The sequence below is a fragment of the Endobacterium cereale genome, from assembly GCF_009617585.1.
Classification (GTDB): Bacteria; Pseudomonadota; Alphaproteobacteria; order Rhizobiales; family Rhizobiaceae; genus Neorhizobium; species Neorhizobium cereale.
Genome location: NZ_WIXI01000022.1, coordinates 81,799 through 103,657, shown reverse-complemented (window position 1 = coordinate 103,657; position 21,859 = coordinate 81,799). Strand labels below are relative to the sequence as shown.

21 protein-coding genes are annotated in these 21,859 nt (G+C 59.3%); 12 read left to right on the top strand and 9 right to left on the bottom strand.

What is annotated here, in order from left to right:
- Nucleotides 1-130 precede the first annotated feature (130 nt).
- A complete protein-coding gene (locus GAO09_RS00730; protein ID WP_324184729.1) occupies nt 131-508 on the top strand; it encodes a PH domain-containing protein in 378 nt (125 codons plus the stop codon).
- A 71-nt stretch (nt 509-579) separates the two neighbouring features.
- Here the strand turns inward: GAO09_RS00730 and GAO09_RS00725 are convergent, their stop codons facing one another.
- Nucleotides 580-798: a dynamin gene (locus GAO09_RS00725; RefSeq protein WP_153352160.1), complete on the bottom strand. Its 219-nt coding sequence runs from the start codon at nt 796-798 to the stop codon at nt 580-582.
- Between the two features lie 405 nt (nt 799-1,203).
- Between GAO09_RS00725 and GAO09_RS00720 the strand changes: the two genes are divergently transcribed.
- From GAO09_RS00720 to GAO09_RS00680, 9 genes are all read left to right on the top strand, one after another.
- Nucleotides 1,204-2,184 (top strand): septal ring lytic transglycosylase RlpA family protein, encoded by a 981-nt coding sequence (locus GAO09_RS00720; RefSeq protein ID WP_153352670.1) that lies wholly within the window; start codon nt 1,204-1,206, stop codon nt 2,182-2,184.
- A gap of 159 nt (nt 2,185-2,343) precedes the next feature.
- Entirely contained in the window at nt 2,344-3,513 is a 1,170-nt protein-coding gene (locus GAO09_RS00715) for a D-alanyl-D-alanine carboxypeptidase family protein (protein ID WP_209018560.1), read from the top strand.
- A 131-nt stretch (nt 3,514-3,644) separates the two neighbouring features.
- Nucleotides 3,645-4,325, top strand: a complete 681-nt coding sequence (gene tmk / locus GAO09_RS00710; RefSeq protein ID WP_324184728.1) for a dTMP kinase — start codon at nt 3,645-3,647, stop codon at nt 4,323-4,325.
- A 31-nt stretch (nt 4,326-4,356) separates the two neighbouring features.
- Entirely contained in the window at nt 4,357-5,385 is a 1,029-nt protein-coding gene (locus GAO09_RS00705) for a DNA polymerase III subunit delta' (RefSeq protein ID WP_153352159.1), read from the top strand.
- A 96-nt stretch (nt 5,386-5,481) separates the two neighbouring features.
- The gene (gene metG / locus GAO09_RS00700) at nt 5,482-7,041 is read left to right on the top strand and encodes a methionine--tRNA ligase (RefSeq protein ID WP_153352158.1); all 1,560 of its coding nucleotides are present in this window, start codon (nt 5,482-5,484) and stop codon (nt 7,039-7,041) included.
- A 10-nt stretch (nt 7,042-7,051) separates the two neighbouring features.
- Nucleotides 7,052-7,834, top strand: coding sequence for a TatD family hydrolase (locus tag GAO09_RS00695; RefSeq protein ID WP_153352157.1), 783 nt, complete (start codon nt 7,052-7,054; stop codon nt 7,832-7,834).
- 2 nt (nt 7,835-7,836) lie between these two features.
- Entirely contained in the window at nt 7,837-8,664 is an 828-nt protein-coding gene (locus tag GAO09_RS00690) for an MBL fold metallo-hydrolase (protein ID WP_324184727.1), read from the top strand.
- A gap of 235 nt (nt 8,665-8,899) precedes the next feature.
- Complete coding sequence (locus tag GAO09_RS00685; RefSeq protein ID WP_153352155.1) at nt 8,900-9,991, top strand: glycerol dehydrogenase; 1,092 nt, start codon at nt 8,900-8,902, stop codon at nt 9,989-9,991.
- 338 nt (nt 9,992-10,329) lie between these two features.
- On the top strand, nt 10,330-11,973 hold the full coding sequence (locus GAO09_RS00680) for a Na+/H+ antiporter (protein WP_153352154.1): 1,644 nt from the start codon (nt 10,330-10,332) through the stop codon (nt 11,971-11,973).
- A gap of 57 nt (nt 11,974-12,030) precedes the next feature.
- On the opposite strand, the gene GAO09_RS00675 is transcribed toward GAO09_RS00680, so the two are convergent.
- On the bottom strand, nt 12,031-13,077 hold the full coding sequence (locus tag GAO09_RS00675) for a class I SAM-dependent methyltransferase (RefSeq protein WP_338015035.1): 1,047 nt from the start codon (nt 13,075-13,077) through the stop codon (nt 12,031-12,033).
- 281 nt (nt 13,078-13,358) lie between these two features.
- On the opposite strand from GAO09_RS00675, the gene GAO09_RS00670 reads away from it, so the two are divergent.
- A complete protein-coding gene (locus GAO09_RS00670) occupies nt 13,359-15,332 on the top strand; it encodes a putative bifunctional diguanylate cyclase/phosphodiesterase (protein WP_153352153.1) in 1,974 nt (657 codons plus the stop codon).
- Here the strand turns inward: GAO09_RS00670 and GAO09_RS00665 are convergent.
- Nucleotides 15,321-16,493, bottom strand: a complete 1,173-nt coding sequence (locus GAO09_RS00665; protein ID WP_153352152.1) for an MFS transporter — start codon at nt 16,491-16,493, stop codon at nt 15,321-15,323. The genes GAO09_RS00670 and GAO09_RS00665 overlap by 12 nt on opposite strands.
- A 192-nt stretch (nt 16,494-16,685) precedes the next feature.
- Here GAO09_RS00665 and GAO09_RS00660 point away from each other — a divergent pair, with 192 nt between their 5' ends.
- A complete protein-coding gene (locus GAO09_RS00660) occupies nt 16,686-17,111 on the top strand; it encodes a DUF4864 domain-containing protein (RefSeq protein WP_153352151.1) in 426 nt (141 codons plus the stop codon).
- A 130-nt stretch (nt 17,112-17,241) separates the two neighbouring features.
- On the opposite strand, the gene GAO09_RS00655 is transcribed toward GAO09_RS00660, so the two are convergent.
- The 6 genes from GAO09_RS00655 to GAO09_RS00630 form a co-directional block, all read right to left on the bottom strand.
- Nucleotides 17,242-17,613 (bottom strand): DUF1330 domain-containing protein, encoded by a 372-nt coding sequence (locus GAO09_RS00655; protein ID WP_153352150.1) that lies wholly within the window; start codon nt 17,611-17,613, stop codon nt 17,242-17,244.
- Between the two features lie 48 nt (nt 17,614-17,661).
- A complete protein-coding gene (locus tag GAO09_RS00650; RefSeq protein ID WP_153352149.1) occupies nt 17,662-18,378 on the bottom strand; it encodes a helix-turn-helix transcriptional regulator in 717 nt (238 codons plus the stop codon).
- Nucleotides 18,379-18,416: 38 nt separating this feature from the next.
- Complete coding sequence (locus GAO09_RS00645) at nt 18,417-18,983, bottom strand: regulatory protein RecX (protein ID WP_324184724.1); 567 nt, start codon at nt 18,981-18,983, stop codon at nt 18,417-18,419.
- 14 nt (nt 18,984-18,997) lie between these two features.
- Nucleotides 18,998-20,128 carry a tRNA guanosine(34) transglycosylase Tgt gene (gene tgt, locus GAO09_RS00640; protein WP_153352148.1) on the bottom strand — a complete coding sequence of 377 codons (1,131 nt, stop codon included), beginning with the start codon at nt 20,126-20,128 and terminating at the stop codon, nt 18,998-19,000.
- Nucleotides 20,125-21,213, bottom strand: a complete 1,089-nt coding sequence (gene queA / locus GAO09_RS00635) for a tRNA preQ1(34) S-adenosylmethionine ribosyltransferase-isomerase QueA (protein ID WP_338015034.1) — start codon at nt 21,211-21,213, stop codon at nt 20,125-20,127. Before queA ends, tgt begins: the two co-directional genes overlap by 4 nt.
- A 79-nt stretch (nt 21,214-21,292) precedes the next feature.
- On the bottom strand, nt 21,293-21,808 hold the full coding sequence (locus tag GAO09_RS00630; RefSeq protein WP_153352147.1) for a peptidylprolyl isomerase: 516 nt from the start codon (nt 21,806-21,808) through the stop codon (nt 21,293-21,295).
- Nucleotides 21,809-21,859: the final 51 nt, after the last annotated feature.

The window sequence follows — 21,859 nt, the reverse complement described above, 5'->3', positions numbered from 1 at the left end:
ACCCGCTCATTCTTGTCGTCGGCTTTACAGTGTCGCGGGGCGGATCGTCAACTGCACCGGAAGGCCAGTCTGCTTGTCGTGGCAGCAAGAGAGGCTATTTCTCCGGTGTAAACACAATCAGGAGGGTATCGTGGGCATTTTTGACGGACTTCTCGGCCATGGTTCCGCTGTGGATCCTGCGGATCTTAACAAGCGCCTGAATGGCGTACTGATCGAAGGCGAGGCGCCGGAGCTTGCCTTCCGTGTCATCCGCGATTTTTTCGTATTCACCCAGTTTCGCGTCATTCTCGTCGACATTCAGGGCATGACCGGCACCAAGGTCGATTACATGTCGATACCATACCGCGCCGTCACGCGGTTTTCGGTTGAGACAGCCGGCACGTTCGACCTCGATTCGGAGCTGAAGATTTGGGTGTCCGGCAGCAGCGAGCCGATCGCAAGAACACTCAAGAAAGGTGCCGATGTCCGGGGTATCCAGCGCGCTCTGGCCACCGGCGTATTGCGCTGAACGAAAAATAAAGCCGCCGACAGGATATCCTGACGGCGGCGTTTGCGTCTCTATCAAACCTGCTGCGCCGCTTAATTTGCCGGAGCCGGCGCGGCGGGCGCTGGTGTTGCAGGAGCCGGCGTCGCCGGTGCCGGTGAGGCCGGGGCGGGCGATGACGGTGGGGTCGCTTCGCTTGAGGCCGGCGGGGTGGCAGGTGTGGTGGTCGGAGCGTTCGAGGCCGGCATGAAGAGCCAGACGGCAAGCGCGATGATGACGACAACGACCAAGCCTACGACGACGTTTTTATTCATGGGTCAGTTCCTCCTAAACTGTTTCGTCTCCCTACTTCTCAGCAAGTAGTTCAGCAGCAGAATTTGTCCATGACCCGTCGAGAAAAGCCGCATGGATGTGTCTTGTTTGCGTCAGGCCGGAACACATGTGCCGGTACGGCGCAATATGTCGGCGGCGGACCGCGTAAACCAATGCTTAACCATGTTGTTTGGTATTTTATCTAGTCCACAGAATTCATTCGCAATTTTGCCATCTTGCAGGCAAAAAACAATGGGCGATCAACAGGCGGGACCGCGCGCGGCGCGCGGAACGGCATGGGGACTGTCTCCAAACGGGATTGGAGGCGGCCCTGAAGCGGCGGGACTAGAAAATTGAATTCAGAATATAGCAGGCTTATTCTCGGCGCGAGATGGCTCGGTATCGTCATGGTATGCGCGAGTGTTGCTTCTTGCGCGACCTCCAAGCCGGAGCCGAAGAAGCAGCGCAGCAAGGAATATTTTTCCGAAAAGGAATACGGCGTCAAAGCAAGCCCGCGTGTGGTTGCCGATGGAAAGTCCGTTCCCAAGGGGGGCGGCCGCTTCATGGTCGGCAAGCCATATGAGGTTAAGGGCAAGACCTACGTTCCGAAAGAAGATCCGAACTACAACAAGAACGGTCTTGCTTCGTGGTACGGCTCGGCTTTCCATGGTCGCCTGACAGCCAATGGTGAAGTTTACGACTCCAGCCATCTTTCGGCCGCGCATCCGACTTTCCCGCTGCCGAGCTATGCGCGCGTGACCAATGTCGATACCGGTTCTTCCGTCATCGTTCGCGTCAACGACCGTGGTCCTTATCATCCCGGCCGCATTATCGACGTGTCCAGTCAGGCTGCCGACATGCTCGACATGAAGCGCACCGGCACCGGCAATGTGAATGTGCAATATGTCGGCCGTGCCCGCATGGACGGCCACGACATGCCGTTCCTGATGGCATCCTATGTTCGCAAGGGCGATCGCATTCCGGGCATCCGCCCGGACGGCCAGATCGCAAGCGGCGTTATGGTCGCGTCCAACGAGCGCTTCGGCGACCAGTTGCAGAGCTACGGTTCGGCTTTGCCGACGCCGAGCCCGATGGCGCTGGCGGGGCGCACGCCGAGTGGCCCTTCGTCCAGAGCTAACTCTGCTGTGGCCGCTGTTCAGGCGCAGGCCGCTTCGTCGCTACAGGGCGCAGCCTTTGCCGCAAGCGAGGAATTCGCCAATCTGCCTTTCGTTGGGCCTGTGCCGGCCGCTCGTCCAGGTTCGATGACCGCCCAGGCCGCTCCGGCATATTATGCGCCGGCGCCGCAGCAACAGTACACAGAGCACACGCTTGAGGCGCAGGCGCGCTCCTTTGGCGGCGTGGCAACGTCCAGGCCGGCACGACGCTGATTGTCGGCGCGAAAGGGCAGGGTGGTGCAAATGTGCCGCCCTCACCGACAAAACCCATGTCGAAAACGAACAGTTGATGGTCGTCCCAGATTGCGCAGGCTCCGCCGCCTTGTTAGCAATTCGGCATATCATCCGATGGTGCATTTCCGGGGAACGAGCATGCTGTCGCGTCTCGCCATGTTGGCGCTTTTGACCTTTTGCGTGGGCGCATCGTCTGCCCATGCTGCCGGACCCGGTGACGCTGCACCGATTTTTGCGACCAAGGCTCGCCAAGTCTATATGGTCGAGGCGAAGTCTGGCACAGTTCTGCTTGCCGATAACGAAAACCAGGCCTTCCCGCCGGCATCGCTGGCCAAGCTGATGACCATGGATCTGGTTTTCGATGCCCTGAAGAAGGGCGAGATAACACCGGATACGACCTACCGCGTTTCCGAAAATTCCTGGCGCAAGGGCGGCGCACCTTCGGGCACAGCGACCATGTTTGCAGCGCTAAAGTCGGAAATCCGCGTCGAGGACCTCATCAAGGGCGTCGTCATCCAGAATGCCAACGATGCCTGCATGATTCTGGCCGAGGGCATGGCCGGCTCCGATGCGCTTTTCGCATCCCGATTGACGGATCGTGCCAAGGATCTCGGCCTCAGCCGCAGCCTTTTCGGCAATTCCACCGGCATGCCGGACGCCGAAAGCCGGACGACCGCGCGCGACATGGTGGAGCTCGCACGCCACATCCAGACGGCCTATCCTGAATATTACGGCCTTTATGCCCAGCCGGACTTCACCTGGAACAAGATCTTTCAGCGTAACAAAAATCCGTTGCTCGGCCTGAATATCGGAGTCGATGGTTTGGGTGCCGGTTTTGCCGAGGGCTCAGGCTTTGCTATCGTCGTCTCTGTCGAGCGCAACGGCACGCGCCTGTTTCTCGCCATGGGCGGTCTTTCCAGTGACAAGGAACGCGCGGAAGAGGCCAAACGCGTGCTCGAATGGGGGCTGACCTCCTTCGAAAACAAGGTTGTTTTCACGGATGGTGAGCCGGTCGGTCAGGCAAGCGTTTATGGTGGCGACCAGGGTCGCGTCGATCTGGTGGCCAAGGGCCCGGTCGAGCTTTATGTGCCGACGAACAATCCCGAACGGCTGTCTGCCCGTATCGTCTATCGCTGGCCGTTGCGCGCGCCCGTTGTCGAAGGTCAGGATGTCGGCACTCTGAAAATCTATTCCGGCGAGCGGCTGCTGCGGGACGTTCCTCTCTACACGGCCGGCGCGGTCGGCACCGGCTCGCTGGTCTCGCAGGCAAGCGATGCGCTGATGGAGATGATGTTCTTCTGGCTCTAGGTGTGTTTTACGCCTGTTGATTGCCGTCGTTACGGTTCCACGCGGTCGATAGTTGAGGTAAGACGGCGCGAAGCACCAGGTGGTGCAAGGTAAGACGAGGCTTCATCGAGCCGCAACAGAGCGATCGCAGAGTGGCAGGATCAGCCGGAATTTTCATCAGTTTCGAAGGCGGTGAGGGGAGTGGAAAATCCACCCAGATTCGCCGGCTGGCCGATCATCTGCGCGGCTCTGGGCTCGAAGTGGTGGTGACGCGTGAACCCGGTGGTTCTGCGGGTGCGGAGGCCGTGCGCCATGTCATCCTCTCAGGTGCCGCCGAAGATTTTGGGGTGCGCATGGAGGCCATCCTGTTTGCGGCCGCGCGCAACGACCATGTCGAGGAAGTGATCCGTCCGGCGCTGAAACGCGGCGCTGCCGTTCTCTGCGACCGGTTTATTGATTCGTCGCGGGTCTATCAGGGTGTTACCGGCAATCTGGAGCCGGCCTTCATGGCGGCGCTGGAGCAGGCCGCCGTCGATGGCGTCATGCCCGACCTCACTATCCTTCTCGATCTGCCGGCCGAGATCGGTTTGGCGCGCGCCGGGCGTCGGCGGGGTGCGATCGACAAGACCGCCGAACCGGATCGTTTCGAACGCGAGCAGCAGGATACCCACGAAAAGCGTCGCGAGGCCTATCTGGAAATCGCTGAAAGCGAACCTGTGCGTTGCCGCGTCATCGATGCCGATCGACCGGAGCATGACATCGCCGCCGATATCGCCGATATCGCAGATGAAGCGCTGGCAGCGCATGCACCCGCAGCGGAGCCGGTGTCATGAGAGGACGCCTATTCATGAGCGGAGCCCTGTCATGAGCGGGGAAGGTGTCGGTGTTCTCGATGGCGCGATAGCGCCCCAGCGCAACACGAATCTGTTCGGCCACGCCGACGCGGAGGATTTTCTGGCGCGCGGTTACCGTTCGGGTAAAGGTCACCATGCCATTCTGATCGAAGGCCCTGAAGGTATCGGCAAGGCGACGCTCGCATTCCGTTTCGCCAACCATGTGCTGAGCCATCCCGAGCCGGGTGATGCGCCTGAGCGCCTGTCGATACCTGATCCGGATTCCATTGTCAGCCGCCAGATCATTGCCGGTGCCTCGCACAATCTTCTCCATCTGACCCGACCGGTGGACGAAAAGACGGGCAAGGTGAAATCGGCAATCACTGTCGATGAAGTGCGCCGCGCCGGCCATTTCTTTTCGCAGACATCCGGCTCCGGCAACTGGCGCATCGTCATCATCGACCCGGCGGACGATCTCAACCGCAATGCCGCCAATGCCATCTTGAAGATCCTCGAGGAGCCGCCGAAGCGCGCATTGTTTCTCGTGCTGTCGCACGCGCCGGGAAAGTTGCTGCCAACCATTCGCTCACGCTGCCTGCCGCTTCGTCTGCAACCGCTGTCCGACGACAATCTCGGCCGGGCGCTTGCCGCACTCGGCACGCCGCTGGATGGTGGGCGCATGGCCCAGGAAGTTCCGGGGCTTGCCAAGGGCAGCGTGGCGCAGGCGCTGAAACTGATGAATTACGGCGGTCACGATATCATCCAGTCCTTCGAGGATGTGCTGAAGGCACAAGGGGCAGGGGCTAGAAAGGCCATGCACCGCCTCGCCGATGTCCTGTCGGGCAAGGATAACGATGTGCTGTTCGGCTTTTTCATCGACCACCTGATGGAAAGTCTTGTTGATCGGGCACGCAGCGCCGCACTTGCGGGTGACCTTGTAGGAGCTGACCGTGCGGCAAAACTGTCGAGCGAAATCGGCGAGCGCATCGGCATCAGTCAGGCCTATAATCTCGACCGTAAGCAGACGATTATTACCATCCTCGAAGAAGTGCGCGGCTGACCGACAGGCGGGCGTCGGCAAAGTAGCTGTTTCGCATTGCGGAAACTTGCTTTAAGAGCGGCAGTCAAATCTGATCATTTGCAGAGTGCCGCCGCCATGTCCGATAAGACGCCGTATTACATCACCACCGCCATTTCCTACCCGAACGGCAAGCCGCATATCGGCCACGCCTATGAGCTGATCGCCACCGATGCGATGGCACGCTTCCAGCGCCTCGACGGCCGCGACGTGTTCTTCCTCACCGGTACGGACGAACACGGCCAGAAGATGCAGCAGACGGCCCGCAAGGAGGGCATTTCGCCGGAAGAATTGGCAGAGCGCAATTCGAATGAATTCCGCCAGATGGGCAAGCTGCTCAACGCCTCGAACGACGATTTCATCCGCACCACCGAGCCGCGCCACCACGAGGCGAGCCAGGCGATCTGGAACCTCATGGCCGATGCGGGCGACATCTACAAGGACAGCTATGCCGGCTGGTATTCGGTGCGCGACGAAGCCTATTACGGCGAAGACGAAACCGAAGTGCGCGCCGACGGCGTGCGTTACGGGCCGCAGGGCACGCCGGTCGAATGGGTGGAAGAGTCCAGCTACTTCTTCAAGCTGTCGGAATATCAGGACCGCCTGCTGAAACTCTATGAGGAACAGCCGGACTTCATCGGCCCAGCTGAGCGTCGCAACGAGATCATTTCCTTCGTCAAGTCGGGCCTGCGCGATCTGTCGATCTCGCGTACGACCTTCGACTGGGGTGTGAAGGTTCCTAACGACCCGGAACACGTCATGTATGTCTGGGTCGACGCCCTGACCAACTATCTGACGGCCACCGGCCTCCTGACCGACAGAAACGCCCCGCTTGCAAAATTCTGGCCGGCTGACGCGCATATCATCGGCAAGGACATCATCCGCTTCCACACGGTTTACTGGCCAGCCTTCCTGATGTCTGCCGGCCTGCCACTGCCCAAGCGCGTGTTCGCGCATGGTTTCGTCCTGGCCAAGGGCGGCGAGAAAATGTCGAAATCGCTCGGCAACGTGCTCGATCCGTTCGAATTGATCGAACATTTCGGCCTTGACCAGATCCGCTATTACCTGATGCGCGAAATCTCCTTCGGTCAGGACGGTTACTGCAGCGAGGAAGGCATCGGTATCCGTATCAATGCCGATCTCGCCAACGGCATCGGCAACCTTGCCAGCCGCTCGCTGTCGATGATCGTCAAGAACTGCGATGGCCAGATCCCGCAGCCGGGTGAATTGACCGAGGAAGACAAGGCGATGCTGACCGCAGCCGACGGTCTTTTGGCCGTCTGCCGCGAGGAAATGGGCAAGCAGGCGATCCATAAGGCCGTGGCGGCCATCATCGCCGTCGTGTCCGAGACCGACCGCTATTTCGCCGCACAAGAGCCTTGGGCACTGAAAAAGACCGATCTCGAGCGCATGGGCACCGTCCTTTACGTAACCGCCGAAGTTGTGCGCCAGATCGCCATCCTGCTGCAGCCGTACATGCCGGCATCGGCGACAAAGCTGCTCGACCTGGTGGCTGCACCGGCCGACAGCCGCAACTTTGCTGCTCTGGGTGAGGCCGGCCGTCTTGTGCCGGGCACGGTGCTGGAAGCGCCGACGCCGGTCTTCCCGCGTTATGTCGCTCCGGCTGCCAGCGCGTAAGGCGAAGAGCATGCTGATCGATACCCATTGCCATCTGGATTTCGCCGAATTCGAAGCGGAGCGCGACGATATCATCGCGCGTGCTCACGCTGCGGGCGTCAAGCAGATGGTCACCATCTCAACCCGCGTCCGCCGGCTCGAAACCCTGCTGGCGATCGCGGAAAAATATCCGTCCGTATTCTGCTCTGTCGGCACGCATCCCAACAATGCCGGCGAGGAACTGGAGATCCAGACGGACGACCTCGTGCGACTGGCCAATTCGCACGAAAAAATCGTGGCGATCGGCGAAGCGGGTCTCGATTATTTCTACGACACCCAGACGCCGGCGGACCAGAAAACCGGGCTTCTGCGCCATATCGCGGCGGCCCGGCAAACCGGTCTGCCGCTGGTCATCCACAGCCGCAGCGCCGATGAGGACATGGCGGAAGTCCTGAAGGCGGAAAGCGGGAAGGGGTCCTTCCCTTTCATTCTGCACTGCTTCTCCTCCGGCGCCGAACTTGCGCGTGTTGGTGTCGAACTCGGCGGCTACGTGTCTTTTTCCGGCATCCTGACCTTTCCAAAGTCGGAGGATATCCGCGAAATCGCCAAAACCGTGCCGCTCGATCGGCTGCTGGTCGAGACCGACGCGCCGTTTCTGGCGCCAAAGCGCTGGCGCGGCAAACGCAACGAGCCGTCCTACGTGGTCAACACGGCGGAGTTTCTGGCTGAGGTACATGGCCTGAGTTATGCCGAAATGGCCGAGATCACCACGGAAAATGCGTTTCGCTGTTTCTCCAAAATGCCGAGGCTCTGAGCGTGGCGGATTACAGGCGGCGCTTCACCATTCTCGGTTGTTCGTCATCGCCCGGCGTGCCGCGCCTGAATGGTGACTGGGGCGCCTGCAATCCCGACAACCCGAAGAACCGCCGCACACGCGCCAGCATGCTGGTCGAGCAGATCGGCCCCGATGGCGGCAGGACGACAGTCGTCATCGATACGGGTCCGGATTTCCGTGCCCAGATGATCGCTGCAAAGGTCGAAAATCTCGACGCTGTGCTGTACACGCACGCCCATGCCGACCATTTTCATGGGCTGGATGACCTGCGCGGTTACTTTCTCGTTCGGCATCACCGCGTGCCGATCCATGTCGATATCGAGACTTTGGAGCGCATTCGCGAAGGTTTTGGTTATTGCCTTGAGACGCCGTCTGGCAGCAGCTATCCGCCGATTGCCGTGGCGCGGATGATAGAACCGCCATATGGCGAGATCGTCATCGATGGCGCCGGCGGCCCGATATCCTTCATGCCGCATCGACAGGTGCACGGTGATATCCATTCGCTGGGCTTTCGCATCGGCGACGTGGCTTATTGCAGCGATGTCAGCGATTTCCCGGCTGAAAGCGTCGACAAGCTCTCTGGTCTCGACATGCTGATCATCGACGCGCTGCAATACAAGCCGCATCCGAGTCATCTGTCACTCGGGCAGGCACTTGAATGGATCGAGCGCCTGACACCACGGCGCGCCATTCTCACGCACATGCACACGCCGCTGGATTACGACGCGGTGATGAGCGCGACGCCGGACAATGTGGTGCCGGCGCATGATGGGCTGAGTTTCGAGATCGAGCTGGATATCGTCGGATAAGGTCTGAGACGATAAATAAGTTCTGCAATGCAAGTATCTGAGCATATACAGTAATCCATAAGTTCCATAAGATAGATTATCGAATATTTATGTGCCGCTGAACAACGCCTTTCCCAGCCTCGCCTCGTGGCCTCCCATCTGTCCTACCAAATTTGCGCTATGTCATTGAGCTGACATCGCGACGGGTCGATATGTCGTTTGTTGTTTTATCGATAAGCAGGATTGGAAGAGACAGATGACGAAACGTATTTTTGCATCACCCGGTCGTTATGTTCAGGGCAGCGGCGTGATTGCGGAACTCGGGACCTATCTGGCGGAGTTTGGTGACAATGCCTTCCTCGTGTCCGACGACATCGTCTGGGGCCTCATCGGCAAACAGGTCGAGGCTGCCGTTACCGGAAAGACCCAATATACGCGTGAAGGATTTGCAGGCGAAGCTTCGGTCAACGAGATCAAGCGGCTTGCCGATGCTGCGCGCAAAGCCGGTTCCAAGGTCGTGGTCGGTCTCGGCGGCGGCAAGACGCTCGACACGGTCAAGGCTGTCGCGGACGAACTGAAGCAGCCGGTCGTCATCGTCCCCACAATTGCGTCTACCGATGCGCCCTGCAGCGCGCTTTCCGTCATCTATTCCGATGAAGGTGTATTCGAGGAATATCGCTTCTATTCGAAGAACCCGGATCTCGTCCTCGTCGATACCTGGATCTGCGCACAGGCACCTGCGCGTCTCTTCGCTTCCGGTATCGCCGATGGTCTTGCAACTTACGTCGAGGCGCTTGCCGTACAGCGCTCGAATGCCAAGACCATGGTTGGCGGCGCGTCTTCGATCGCCGGCATGGCCATTGCAGAGGCCTGCGAAAAGACGCTGCTCACCTATGGCTTCAGCGCCTACAAGGCCGTGCAGCAGAAACTCGTCACGCCGGCTGTCGAAGCCGTCGTAGAAGCCTCCACGTTGCTATCCGGTCTCGGTTTCGAGAATGGCGGCCTTGCCGGTGCGCACGCCATCCATAATGGTTTTACTGCGCTTCACGGTGAAATCCATAACCTGACCCATGGTGAGAAGGTCGCCTACGGCACCCTCGCCCATATGGTTCTGGAACAGCGCCCGGATGACGAGATTGCCGGATATATCGACTTCTATCGCATGATCGACATGCCGACGACGCTGAAGGAACTGCATCTGGAAGGCGTCAGCCGCGAAGATCTGATCAAGGTTGGCGAACTCGCCAACAGCGAGGCGGATACGCTGCGCAATCTACGGTCGGATTTCACCGCGCAGGAAGTGGCGGACGCCATTCTGGCCGTCGACGCACTGAGCCAGTCGGTCTGATTGCCACGACTGGGCGCAAACAGGAATCGCGCGGTTTATACCGTAGATGAAGCACAAAGACGGGCACTCACAGGTGCCCGTTTTTTATGGCACCTGGTTACGGGAGAGCAGGTACGAGCACCCTACTCCATTTGCATGCTGATGACAGACGCCCATTTCTCCGGCGAATTGACGTTTTTCAATACTTTTCCGCCGTGCGGTTGATCAAAGGCGGTCGAAGGATCATAAGCGTCATTCCGCGGCCGCTCCAGAAAGTGGCACGTGCTCGTTTTCCTATTCGTTGCGGTGTTTGACGATCTCGCCGCCTGGCGGTTCCCATATTTTTGAAAGGTTTTCAGATGGATGGCGTGACGATCTCGCTGTTTCTGCTGCTGGCGGTTGTCGTAAGCGGGATGCTGGCGCGACTGTCTCCCGTCGCCATTCCGCTGCCGCTGGTGCAGATCGCTCTTGGTGCGCTGATCGCCATCGGCACCGGTTCGGCCGTCACGCTTGATCCGACCCTGTTCTTCCTGCTGTTTCTCCCACCGCTCCTGTTTCTCGATGGTTGGCGCATTCCCAAGGAAGGTCTGTTTCACGACCGCGGCACCATTCTGGAACTGGCGCTGGGTCTGGTGGTGTTCACGGTGCTCGGGATCGGTTTTTTCGTGCATTGGCTGGTGCCCGCCATCCCCCTGCCCGTCGCTTTCGCGCTGGCCGCCATCCTGTCGCCGACAGATCCGATCGCCGTCTCGGCCATTTCCGCCCGCGTGCCGATCCCAAAGCGTCTGATGCATATTCTCGAAGGCGAATCGCTTCTCAACGATGCGTCAGGCCTCGTCTGCATGCGTTTTGCCGTGGCGGCGGCTGTCAGCGGCACGTTTTCGGCTGGTGATGCGGTTCTGACCTTCATCTATGTCGCGCTCGGCGGCATTGCGATCGGCCTTGCCGTCACCTTGGCGGTGACGCGGTTCAAGGATCTTGTGTCTCGAAAACTCGGTGAGGAAACCGGCTCACAGATACTCATCAGCATCCTCATCCCGTTCGGTGCCTATCTGGCGGCCGAACATCTGCATTGTTCCGGCATTTTGGCCGCCGTCGCGGCTGGCATCGCCATGAGCTACGAGGAAGCCCGCGGCAAGGCTCTTGCCGTTACGCGGGTGCGCCGGACCGCTGTCTGGGACACGGTTCAGTTCACCATGAACGGAATCATCTTCGTGCTGCTCGGCGAACAGCTGCCGGGCATCATTTCGGGTGCAGCCAAGGTGGTCAGCGAAACCGGCCATCTCGATCCGATCTGGCTGGTCTTCTATGTCATTGCGATCAACGTCGCGCTCGCTGTTCTGCGCCTCGTCTGGGTGTGGGTATCGCTGCGCTTCACCCTGTTTCGGGCAGCGCGCAAGGGACAGGTGATCCAGAAACCCAGCTGGCGGCTGGTGGCGGCGACATCGCTGGCCGGTGTGCGTGGCGCCATCACGCTTGCAGGTATTTTGACACTCCCGCTGGTGGTGGACGATGGCTCACCCTTCCCTGCACGCGATCTTGTGATTTTCCTCGCCGCCGGCGTCATCATCGTTTCGCTAATCGTTGCAAGCGTCGGACTGCCCTTCCTCCTGAAGGACCTTGAACTACCGCCGGAGCCGTCGCATCAGCGCGAGGAGGACGAGGCACGCATCGCCGCGGCAGAGGCCGCCATCAAGGCAATCGAGGCCACCCAGCACCGCATGGGTGAAGGCCGCAGTGATGCCGATCTTTATTCAGATGTCGGCGCCCGCCTGATGGAGCTTTACCGCCAGCGTATCGACGGACGCTCGAATACGGAAGATGAGGGAAATCAGATGCGCAAGCTCGAGGAAATCGAACGGGTCCTGCGCCTTGCGGCGGCGCGTGCCGAGCGAGAGCAGATTTTCAAACTGGTGCGGGCGCGAAAAATTCCGGAAGAAACTGCACGAAAGATCGTGCGCGACATCGATCTGACCGAGGCAAGGCTGACCGCCGCAACGTGAGCAGGGCGTGCGGCGGCTGGAGGCGTGACGGGCAGGTTCCCCTGCCCGCCAAAGACGTCAGTCTTTGCGCTTCATGACGCCGTAGACGATATTGCGGTTCTTGCCGAAGAAAACGCTGGTTTCGTAGTCGTGGCCATCATCCTTGCAGGCATTGATGATGTTCCACATGTCGGCTTCCGAGCGCAGCAACAGCTGCCAGTTCATGAAGGTCTCGATATAACCGTCCACCACGATCGGGTAGGAATAGTTGGCGAACAGGAACGTGCCGCCCGGCTTCAGCATGTCGAGCGCACGCTGGGTGAGCTTGATAGCCACCTTGTCGACCAGATAATCGTAAAGACCGGATGCATAAACGAGATCGAACTGTCCCGGTTCGATACGCTTGGCCAGGATCTGGCGAACCGACCCGTCGATCGCTTCCACGCCCATTTTCGCGTAATCGCGAGTGATCGTGCCGATGCTGACGGGGTCTTGATCGAGCGCAACGTAACGCTTCAGGCCACCGCTCTTGGCAGCTTCGGAGCATTCCACTTCGCGCAGATGGCCGGCGGCAATGCTGAGCACTTCCGTTTCCGGTCCCTTCTCTGCCGCCACCTCATCGACGAAGCGCGCAAGAATGTCGCGACGGTCCCAGTTGGCCTGGGAGGACGGCGCGGTGCTGGTATATTCGAACAGCGCCTTGCCGCGTTCGGAAGCCGCGGCAATCATGTCCGAAACGCATTCATGGCGATAGATCAGGTCGAGCAGGCTCGCATCGCCGGAATAACCGCGCGGCTTGTCCCAGGACCAGCGCGTCACCGGATCTTCAAGGAAATAGGCGGTCACCGGATGGTTTTGAATCAGCGGTACCAGTTCCAGCCAGACGCTCTGATGCAGCCGCCCACGCAAATCGTGCAGCGACAGCGTGATCCTGTCGATAATGGCAGTCGGATTGTCGTTTCTGTCGAACTGCTGGCGAGCAAGCTCCAGCAGAAGCGCCACCTCGCCCTTCCCCGAGGCGAGCTGGCTGTCGAAATTGTCCGCCTTTTCGACCGAGATTTCATCGGCGATCTGTTTCGGCGTGATGAGACTATGGCCGTCGAATTGCAACTTGATCTGGTTCACGTGACATTACCCCACTGCTAACGTGAATGAATTATTAACGGCTCCAATCAAACACGATACATCTAAAAACGCACCATAGACTTGCATTAATGATTAACTATCAAATTCCATGCATGGCACATCCGTCGGGTTGACCGTTGAAGATTCAAGAAAAGTTAAGTGCCTTACCCGTAAATTTACGGGATGTAAGCTTGATGGCGGAACCCGATCTGCCGGCTTGCCGATGGTTCTGTTAGGGAGTTCGAATATCCCGAAACGGGCCGAGAAGAATAGGACAGTGCATGAAGCACACATTTGCCGATGCGATCGAGACAGACCTTCAGAAGTCGCTTGAGCGACCGACGTCGTCGGAGCTTCGTGGGCTTTATCGCGAAGCCGACGAGCAGGGGCGCGCGACGGCAACCCGCAAGGGTCTGTGGATCGCTGTTCTGTCCTATCTAGCCTATTCCGCTACCGATTTTCTGATGATTCCCGATGTCGCAATTCAGGCGGCAGGGGCACGTTTGATCGTGTCATTTCTGGCACTAGCAGCGCTCGAGTTGTTGGTGGCGTTGAAGGTGAAGGCGCGTTGGCTTGATCGCACAAGTGCCGTTGCACTGGTCGTCGCCTATGTCGGCTGGCTTGTGCCGGCGCTGCACACGACCCACGCGGAAAGCCTGTCCTATTACATGATTTTTGGTGCGATCTTCATGATGGGCGCCAATCTGTTCTTCAACTTCCCGTTCATGCTGTCTATTGCCTCATCGGGCGCGATATTATTCGCGTTTCTGGCATCGCTTCTGTTTTTCTTCCCGCCCGACAGCGCTTATGCGTTCGGATTCACAACGTTCTATCTGTCCTGCTTCGTGTTCACCTCCTATGTGAACTGGAAGCTGAACGTGGAGCGTTACCACGTCTTCCTGAATGCGCATGAAGCCAAACTGCGCCAGACGGAAGCGACGGAGCGAGGCGCCGCGCTCCTGCGGATGTCGAATACCGATTACCTGACAGGCCTCGACAACCGCCGCGCCGTCGACCAGCGACTCCGCACTTACTGGAACGCATGGCAAGGCGAAGGCCGCGGTTTTGCCGCCATTCTGGTCGATGTCGATTTCTTCAAGAAGTACAATGATGGCTACGGCCATATTCAGGGCGACCATTGCCTGATCACGGTCGCCAACACCATTCGTGAGGCGGTCGAACCACAAGGCGGCTCGATTGGCCGCTACGGTGGTGAGGAATTCATCGTGCTCGCTCGCGTGGACAGCCGTGCCGATGTGGCAGCGCTCGCCGAAAAGATCCGCTTTACCGTCGAAGCGCTTGGCGCGCCGCATATAGAGCGTCGTGATGGCACGGCCATCGTCACCGTCAGTGTCGGCGCCGCCTTTACACGCGATCATATCGGCGCCAAGCTGGAAAAGATCATCCACGAAGCCGATCGCGCGCTTTACAGCGCAAAGGCACATGGCCGCAATTGCGCCCGTGTGTTCGATCCGAACGATCCGCATACCAGCGACGAAAGCGAGAATATCGCTGCATTGCTGAAGATTGCCGTGACCCAGAATCTTGTCTCTATGGTCTATCAGCCTCTGGTGGATCTCAAGACCGGCAGTCAGGATGCCGCCGAAGCGCTGATGCGGCTGAAGACGCTGGACGGTGACAATATCTCGCCCACCCTTTTCATTCCGATAGCGGAACGAACCGGTATCATCCTCGAACTCGGAAAATGGGCTATCCGCACAGTCTGCCGCGAAATGCTTGCCACAAATCAGGCTGATGTCGTCAGCGTCAATGTCTCGCCGATCCAGCTGCGCACGCCCGGCTTTGCCGCAAGTATCGCCGCAGTTCTGGGCGAGACCGGCATTTCCGGCAACCGGCTGGCATTCGAGATCACTGAAGGTCTCGATATGGAGATCCATTCGGACGTCCTGCGCTGCATCAGCGACCTGAAGATGCTTGGTATCCGCATCTGGCTCGATGATTTCGGTACCGGTTTTGCCGGCCTGTCATGGCTGCGGCTGATCGATTTCGACACCGTCAAGATCGACCGCTCGTTCCTGCATGATATCGACACTGAGCGTGGCCGTCTCATGCTCGGCGACATCGTTGATCTGGTACGACATCGCGGCCCCAATATCCTCGTCGAAGGGGTCGAGAGTGAAGAGCAACTGCAATGCCTGCGTGACATGAATATCGATTTCGCGCAGGGCTATTATGTCGGCCGCCCTGCCCCGGCGGTCAGATCGACCGTTGGATCGCGCGTGCTATCGCGCTGATCGGCGCCAGCCAGGCCGAAAGCCTGGCCGTTGTCCCTGCGAGACTGGCGCCATGAAAAAGCTTAGTGCTGCGAACGGCAAAAGCACGGCAAAGCTCGCCAGCAGACCGAATGTTTCGGCAACGAAACCGAGCACCGGCGGCACGCCGATCGTTGACAGCATCAGCGTCAAGGACAGCGCAGCGAGGTTGTCGGCCGGCTTGCCCTTGCCGCGTTCGATCGTGGTGGCGACCGCCAGCGGATAACCCAGCGCGATACCGCAACCGATCACGAAAAACGCGACGCCGGTGAGGATAAGGCCAGGCGTCACCAGCATGCCGATCAGGCCGAGGATCACCATCAGAGCTGAACCGCGCACCAAGGTCATCGTGCCGTAACGCTGCCGTAACGAATCGCCGCACATCCGCATCAGGCCCATGCCGAGTGTGAAACAGGCGTAGATGATGCCCGCTGTGGCGGCGTTTGCACCGACGTGTTCCTGCAGGAAGAAGATGCCCCAATCATAAATGGCGCCTTCGGTGATGCATATGCCGAAAACCATGACGCAGATCAGCAGAATGGTGCGATCGGGCAGGACGAAAATCGTCGATCGTTTCGTAGCAGGTATTATTTCGGTTGCGGTATCGTCCTTTGGTGTGATGCGCAGGATGACGAGGCAGGCGATCATCACCAGAGCCGAAGCGGTGGCCTGATGGTAGAACGGCGACACGCCCCTCGCCGCCACGAAGCCGGATGCCAGCGAGCCGAGCAGCAATCCGACCGACCAGAAACCATGGCTGCGCGACAGAACCTTCACGCCGGTGCGTTTTTCGGTGCCGGTAGCGATCATGTTGGCGGCAACATCCATGATGGTGCGAAAGAAGCCGTATAAAATGAAAAGCAGGAAGAACGGCACTATTGGCGCGATGGTGATCAGCGGCATGATGATGGCGCATGTCGTCAGCATCAGAGGTGCGGTGATGCGAGGCGTCATCCGTTCGGTAATCCGCCCGGCTACAGATAGAGCCACCAGCGTTCCAATCGGAGCGCCAAGAAGTGACAAGCCCAGCACCGCCTTGTCGACCCCAAGCCCTGCCTGAATGGAGGGAAGCCGGGTAAACAGCGAAACGAACAGGATCGAATTGCAGAAAAAGATCAGCGCGGGCGGCGCAAGCGTGGTCATGTCATCATTCCGGGGAATCAGTTTTGCGGCTCCTCTTCGCACCACAAGATGAACGCGGCAAGACAGCGTTGGGCAGGGCTGCCATACGCAAAAGGCGGACAATGGTGAAATTTCGACTGAGAATCTTCAGTTCGGCATCTTCAATTTTTCTGAAATAGCGCTAGCCTTATTCAATCGCCATGGAGAACGCCGATGCACGTCCCCAGCCTGATCGTTGCAGTTTACGCGCTCTTCTCATCGGTTGTGCCGGCCCACGCCGAGGATCCGGTCGCAGATGCCCAGTCCATTATCAGCGAGCAGATCGCCGCCATGAAGGCACAGGATGCGGGAAGGGCCTATTCCTTCGCCTCCCCCGGCATTCGTGGGCTTTTCCCGGATGAAAAGCGTTTCTTCGAGATGGTGCAGAAAAACTACGACGCGATCTTTCACGCCGGCAACTATGCCTTCGGCCGCTCCAAACTGGTCGGCGGCGGTGAGATGGTACTGCAGGAAGTGATGATCACAGGCCCCGGCGGCAAGGACTGGACGGCGATTTACGAGATGCGGCTGATGGACGATGGCAGCTACAAGGTGAACGGCGTGCGCGTGCTGAAGAACACGGCCAGCACCGGCATCTAGACTTTGGGCACATGGCCGCTAGTGTCATGAGACACGGTTTTATTCAGAAGACATCCAAAAAAACGAGCCGACCCGCACAGTTGCTGGTCGGTCTTTGTTCTCTCGCCAAAGGCGATCCGGCGAGATCGTCTCACGTCAAACCGCCGAAATGCTTGAGAGGCTGAAGCACGATGTCGGCGATGGCTGCTTCCCCGACTTTGAAGGCAATCTGGTATTGTGGATCACCGACCATATCCCTGAATGAGGACCTGTGCGGATACTGAACCACCGTGACGGCATCCCATTGCTCTGCCTGACCCGCCGTCAGCAGCGGTAAACCATCGCCCGAGAACAGAATTTTCGCGCCGAACCGTGCCAGGCATGGCTTGGCCAAGTCGAGGTATTGTCGATACCGTTCCCGGCCGCCATCGGGTTCGAAACGTATCAGGTTCAACATGACGACAGCGGAATTGTCGTCCTCGGCGAAGAAGGCCTCAAGGGCGGTGGGTGACAACGCGACCATTTATCTTTCCTTTGACCATGCACCCAAAGTGAGTGCGCTAGCCAATTCCTAGCGCACAGCCTTGTCAGAAACTGTCAGGATCGAACGCCAATCACGGTCCTGTTGTTGCCACCGCGTTACGAGCGATTGGCGCCGCCCCGGGTAACGTTCCTCCGAAATCGCCGTCACCTGCAAGCGATCGACGCGGAAGTGGCGGAAGGCCGATCGCTTTTCGCACCAGGCCGCCAATACGCGCACGTGATCGAAATAAACGATGGCAATGGGCCAGATGGTGCGCTCCGACCACGAGCCCTGCGCGTCTTCATAATCGATCGCCACTTTTCGCTGACGACGGATCGCATCGCGCAACATGGCTGCCTGCGGGGAATCCCCGCGCTCAGACGCCGAGGCGGCGACGAGCGCCGGTGCTTCATTGGTCTGCGCAGGCCCGTCGCTTCGGGCGGAAAGAACCTTTGCCAGGGCGCTTTCGCTGGATCGCGCCAATGCAGGATCGGCGCGTTGTTGCACCCAGCCCAGGCCAAGCACCAACGCATCCAATTCCTCTGGTGAAAATGCGAACTGCGGAAGGAAAAAACCTTCGCTGAGGACGTATCCAACACCCGCCTGCCCATCGACGGGAGCACCCAGCGAGCGCAGTGTTTCGATATCGCGGTAAATGCTGCGCTCGGACACATCCAGTTCGCGCGCAAGTTCGATGGCGGTGACGGGCCTCCTGCGGGCGCGCAGGACGGCAATCATTTCAAACAGACGACTTGTTTTTGACATGCTCCGTCTCTTTCGCGCCAATCTAGCCCGGACAGACTCTAGAAGGTGGCCCCCACCATCATCTCGTCTGCTTCATCGCGATCAAGGGCGACAACCCGACGGCAGATCTCAAGGCTGAACCCTTGCCTCGCCAGTGAGGAAAGCTCTTTGGTGATCCGCTTCTCGTCCGCTTCGTCACGCCGATAAGGTCCAAAACCGCGCTTGCGGGCATAGGCCAAGGCAGCTCGCGGGTCATCTGCATCCTCAAGCGCTATCGAAGCGGTCTCGGCATCGATGCCCTTTTCCTGCAGTTTCCGCTGGATCATCCGTTTCGAACGCCCGCCGCGCACCCCGGATCGGACTTTCGTCTCGGCATAGTTCTGATCATTCAAGGCGCCAAGCGTCTTGCCGAATTCGAGGGCCGATGTGGCAAGCACCCGCAAATCTTCGTCGGAAATATCCTCGAATTTCTGCTTTGCCTTGCGCTTGATGGCGTCGGAAAGCTCGCGCTCAGACATCATCCGGCGCGACAGGCGATAGAGGGTGGAATTGCGTGACCAGGCCAGCATGCGCGGCGTCACGCCGGTCGGCTGTTCCTGTTCATCCTCATCGCCTTCTCCGTTCACGCCACCAAATCTCCTCAGAGCTTGTCGATATCGCCCTTGGCCCAGCTTTCCTGCGCCTCTGCATAGAAGTCTTCAAAGCGGCCTTCAGCGATCGACTGGCGGATGCCCTTCATCAGGTCCTGATAATAGTGAAGGTTGTTCCACGACAGCAGCATGCCGCCCAGCGCCTCATCCGAGCGGACGAGGTGGTGCAGATAGGCGCGCGAATAATCGCGGGCGGCAGGGCAGCTCGATTCCTCGTCGAGTGGGCGCATGTCCTCGGCGTGGCGGGCATTGCGGATATTGACGCGGCCACGGCGCGTGAAGGCAAGGCCATGGCGGCCGGAACGGGTCGGCATGACGCAGTCAAACATGTCGATGCCGCGCGCCACCGACTTCAGGATATCGTCCGGTGTGCCGACGCCCATCAGGTAACGTGGCTTTTCGGTCGGCAACACTGGCAGCGTAGTCTCCAGCATGGACAGCATCACATCCTGCGGTTCGCCGACAGCGAGACCGCCGACCGCGTAACCCTTGAGGTCCAGCTGCTTCAGGCCTTCGGCGGAGCGGATACGCAAAGCCGGAATGTCACCACCCTGCACGATGCCGAACATCGCCTTGCCGGCCTGCTCACCAAAGGCAACGCGGCAGCGCTCGGCCCAGCGCAACGACATTTCCATCGCCCGCTCGATCTCCTTCGGTTCCGCAGGCAGTGCCACGCACTCGTCGAGCTGCATCTGGATATCCGAGCCCAGCAAGCCCTGGATCTCGATCGAGCGCTCAGGCGACATGTGATGGAGTGAACCGTCGACATGGCTCTTGAAAGTCACGCCCTGCTCATCAAGCTTGCGAAGACCGGACAACGACATGACCTGAAACCCGCCCGAATCGGTGAGGATCGGACCATCCCAGCGGATCAGCTTGTGCAACCCGCCGAGGCGCGCCACGCGCTCCGCACCCGGTCGCAGCATCAGGTGATAGGTGTTGCCGAGAATGATATCGGCGCCGGTGTCCTTCACCTGATCCAGATACATCGCCTTGACGGTGCCGACCGTGCCGACCGGCATGAAGGCCGGCGTGCGGATCGTGCCTCTGGGCATAGAGACTTCGCCAAGACGGGCGCCGCCGTTGGTGGCCTTGAGGGTGAACTTAAAGTTTTCGGTCATCGGGGCATCCGGTGCAGCAGGCTGGAATCGCCATAGGAATAGAAACGGTAGCCGGTGTCGATCGCGTGGGCGTAAGCGCGCTGCATGGTTTCCAGCCCGGCAAAGGCGGAGACCAGCATCATCAGCGTCGATTTCGGCAGGTGGAAATTGGTCATCAACAGGTCGACTGCCTTGAAACGATAACCGGGCGTGATGAAGATACCCGTGGCGTCGCTCCAGGCATGAACGCGACCATCGTCGGAGGCAGCGCTTTCGATCAGCCGCAGCGACGTAGTGCCGACACAGACGATGCGCCCGCCCCTCGCCTTGACGTCATTAAGGGCTTTCGCGGTCTTGGCGCTAACATGGCCGATTTCAAGGTGCATCTTGTGGTCGTCGGTATCATCGGCCTTGACCGGCAAAAACGTGCCGGCGCCGACATGCAGCGTCACAAAATGCCGTTCGATCCCGGCAGCGTCGAGGCGCGCAGACAGGTCGGGAGTGAAATGCAGGCCGGCGGTGGGCGCTGCAACGGCGCCTTCCTCGCGGGCATAAATCGTCTGGTAGTCCTTGCGGTCCTGCTCGTCTTCCGGTCGTTTGGCGGCGATATAGGGCGGCAGCGGAATATGGCCCGATCCCATGATCGCCTCATCAAGCGCCGGGCCCGAGAGATCGAAGCGCAATGTAACTTCGCCGCCCTCGCCTTTTTCCTCGACCGTCGCCATCAGCGAACCGAGAAGGCAGGTATTGGCATCGGATTGCCCGAATTCGATCCGGTCGCCGATCTTGATGCGTTTTCCCGGCTTGGCAAACGCTTTCCATACATCCGGCTCGGTACGCATGTGCAGCGTGGCAGACACCTGCTGACCTCCGGCACCTTCGCGGTGGCGGATGCCTTCCAGCTGGGCCGGAATAACCTTCGTGTCGTTGAAAACAAGCGCGTCGCCGGGCTGCAGGAAATCCACGAGATCGCGCACGACATGGTCGGCAAGCTCCGGGTGGTTCCCCGGCTTGACGACAAGCAGCCGCGCGCTGTCACGCGGATTGGCAGGCCGCAATGCGATATTGTCGTCGGGGAGATCGAAATCGAACAGGTCTACACGCACCGTCCGGGGCCTTTCCGAAAAAGCGAAACGCCCCGATCCGTCGCCGGGGCGTTTCTGATAGATCTATCGTCTTGAAAAATCAGGCTGCAGCGTCGGCTGCAACGCGGACGGATACGATCGAGTCGGGATCCTGAACAGGCTCGCCCTTCTTGATCTGGTCGATGAAATCCATGCCTTCGATGACCTGGCCCCAGACGGAATACTGCTTGTTCAGCCACGGAGCGTCGGTGAAGCAGATGAAGAACTGCGAGTTGGCGGAGTTCGGGTTCTGCGAACGGGCCATCGAGCAGGTACCGCGCACGTGCGATACAGCCGAAAACTCAGCCTTCAGGTCCGGCTTTTCGGAGCCGCCCATGCCGGCGCGTGACGGGTTGAAGCTCTCGCCGCCCTTCTTGCCGAACTTGACGTCGCCGGTCTGGGCCATGAAGTCGGGAATGACGCGGTGGAAAACAACGCCGTCATAGGCCTTTTCGCGCGCAAGTTCCTTGATGCGTGCGACGTGCTCAGGTGCGAGATCCGGCAGAAGCTGGATGACGACCTTGCCCTTGGTGGTTTCCATGATGATGGTGTTTTCCGGATCTTTGATCTCGGCCATGTCTTTCTCCTTGGTTGGGGTTTTCACCCGATATGCATCTTTATTGGCGGA

Bases quoted from the DNA above. Each gene is read 5' to 3' on its own strand.
- GAO09_RS00680 (WP_153352154.1), top strand. From the start codon at position 10,330: ATGGATGGCGTGACGATCTCGCTGTTTCTGCTGCTGGCGGTTGTCGTA.
- GAO09_RS00685 (WP_153352155.1), top strand. From the start codon at position 8,900: ATGACGAAACGTATTTTTGCATCACCCGGTCGTTATGTTCAGGGCAGC.
- GAO09_RS00725 (WP_153352160.1), bottom strand. From the start codon at position 798: ATGAATAAAAACGTCGTCGTAGGCTTGGTCGTTGTCGTCATCATCGCG.
- GAO09_RS00650 (WP_153352149.1), bottom strand. From the start codon at position 18,378: ATGTCAAAAACAAGTCGTCTGTTTGAAATGATTGCCGTCCTGCGCGCC.
- tgt (WP_153352148.1), bottom strand. From the start codon at position 20,128: ATGACCGAAAACTTTAAGTTCACCCTCAAGGCCACCAACGGCGGCGCC.
- GAO09_RS00705 (WP_153352159.1), top strand. From the start codon at position 4,357: ATGAGCGGGGAAGGTGTCGGTGTTCTCGATGGCGCGATAGCGCCCCAG.
- GAO09_RS00660 (WP_153352151.1), top strand. From the start codon at position 16,686: ATGCACGTCCCCAGCCTGATCGTTGCAGTTTACGCGCTCTTCTCATCG.
- GAO09_RS00715 (WP_209018560.1), top strand. From the start codon at position 2,344: ATGCTGTCGCGTCTCGCCATGTTGGCGCTTTTGACCTTTTGCGTGGGC.
- GAO09_RS00670 (WP_153352153.1), top strand. From the start codon at position 13,359: ATGAAGCACACATTTGCCGATGCGATCGAGACAGACCTTCAGAAGTCG.
- GAO09_RS00665 (WP_153352152.1), bottom strand. From the start codon at position 16,493: ATGACCACGCTTGCGCCGCCCGCGCTGATCTTTTTCTGCAATTCGATC.
- metG (WP_153352158.1), top strand. From the start codon at position 5,482: ATGTCCGATAAGACGCCGTATTACATCACCACCGCCATTTCCTACCCG.
- GAO09_RS00655 (WP_153352150.1), bottom strand. From the start codon at position 17,613: ATGGTCGCGTTGTCACCCACCGCCCTTGAGGCCTTCTTCGCCGAGGAC.
- GAO09_RS00720 (WP_153352670.1), top strand. From the start codon at position 1,204: ATGGTATGCGCGAGTGTTGCTTCTTGCGCGACCTCCAAGCCGGAGCCG.
- GAO09_RS00695 (WP_153352157.1), top strand. From the start codon at position 7,052: ATGCTGATCGATACCCATTGCCATCTGGATTTCGCCGAATTCGAAGCG.
- GAO09_RS00630 (WP_153352147.1), bottom strand. From the start codon at position 21,808: ATGGCCGAGATCAAAGATCCGGAAAACACCATCATCATGGAAACCACC.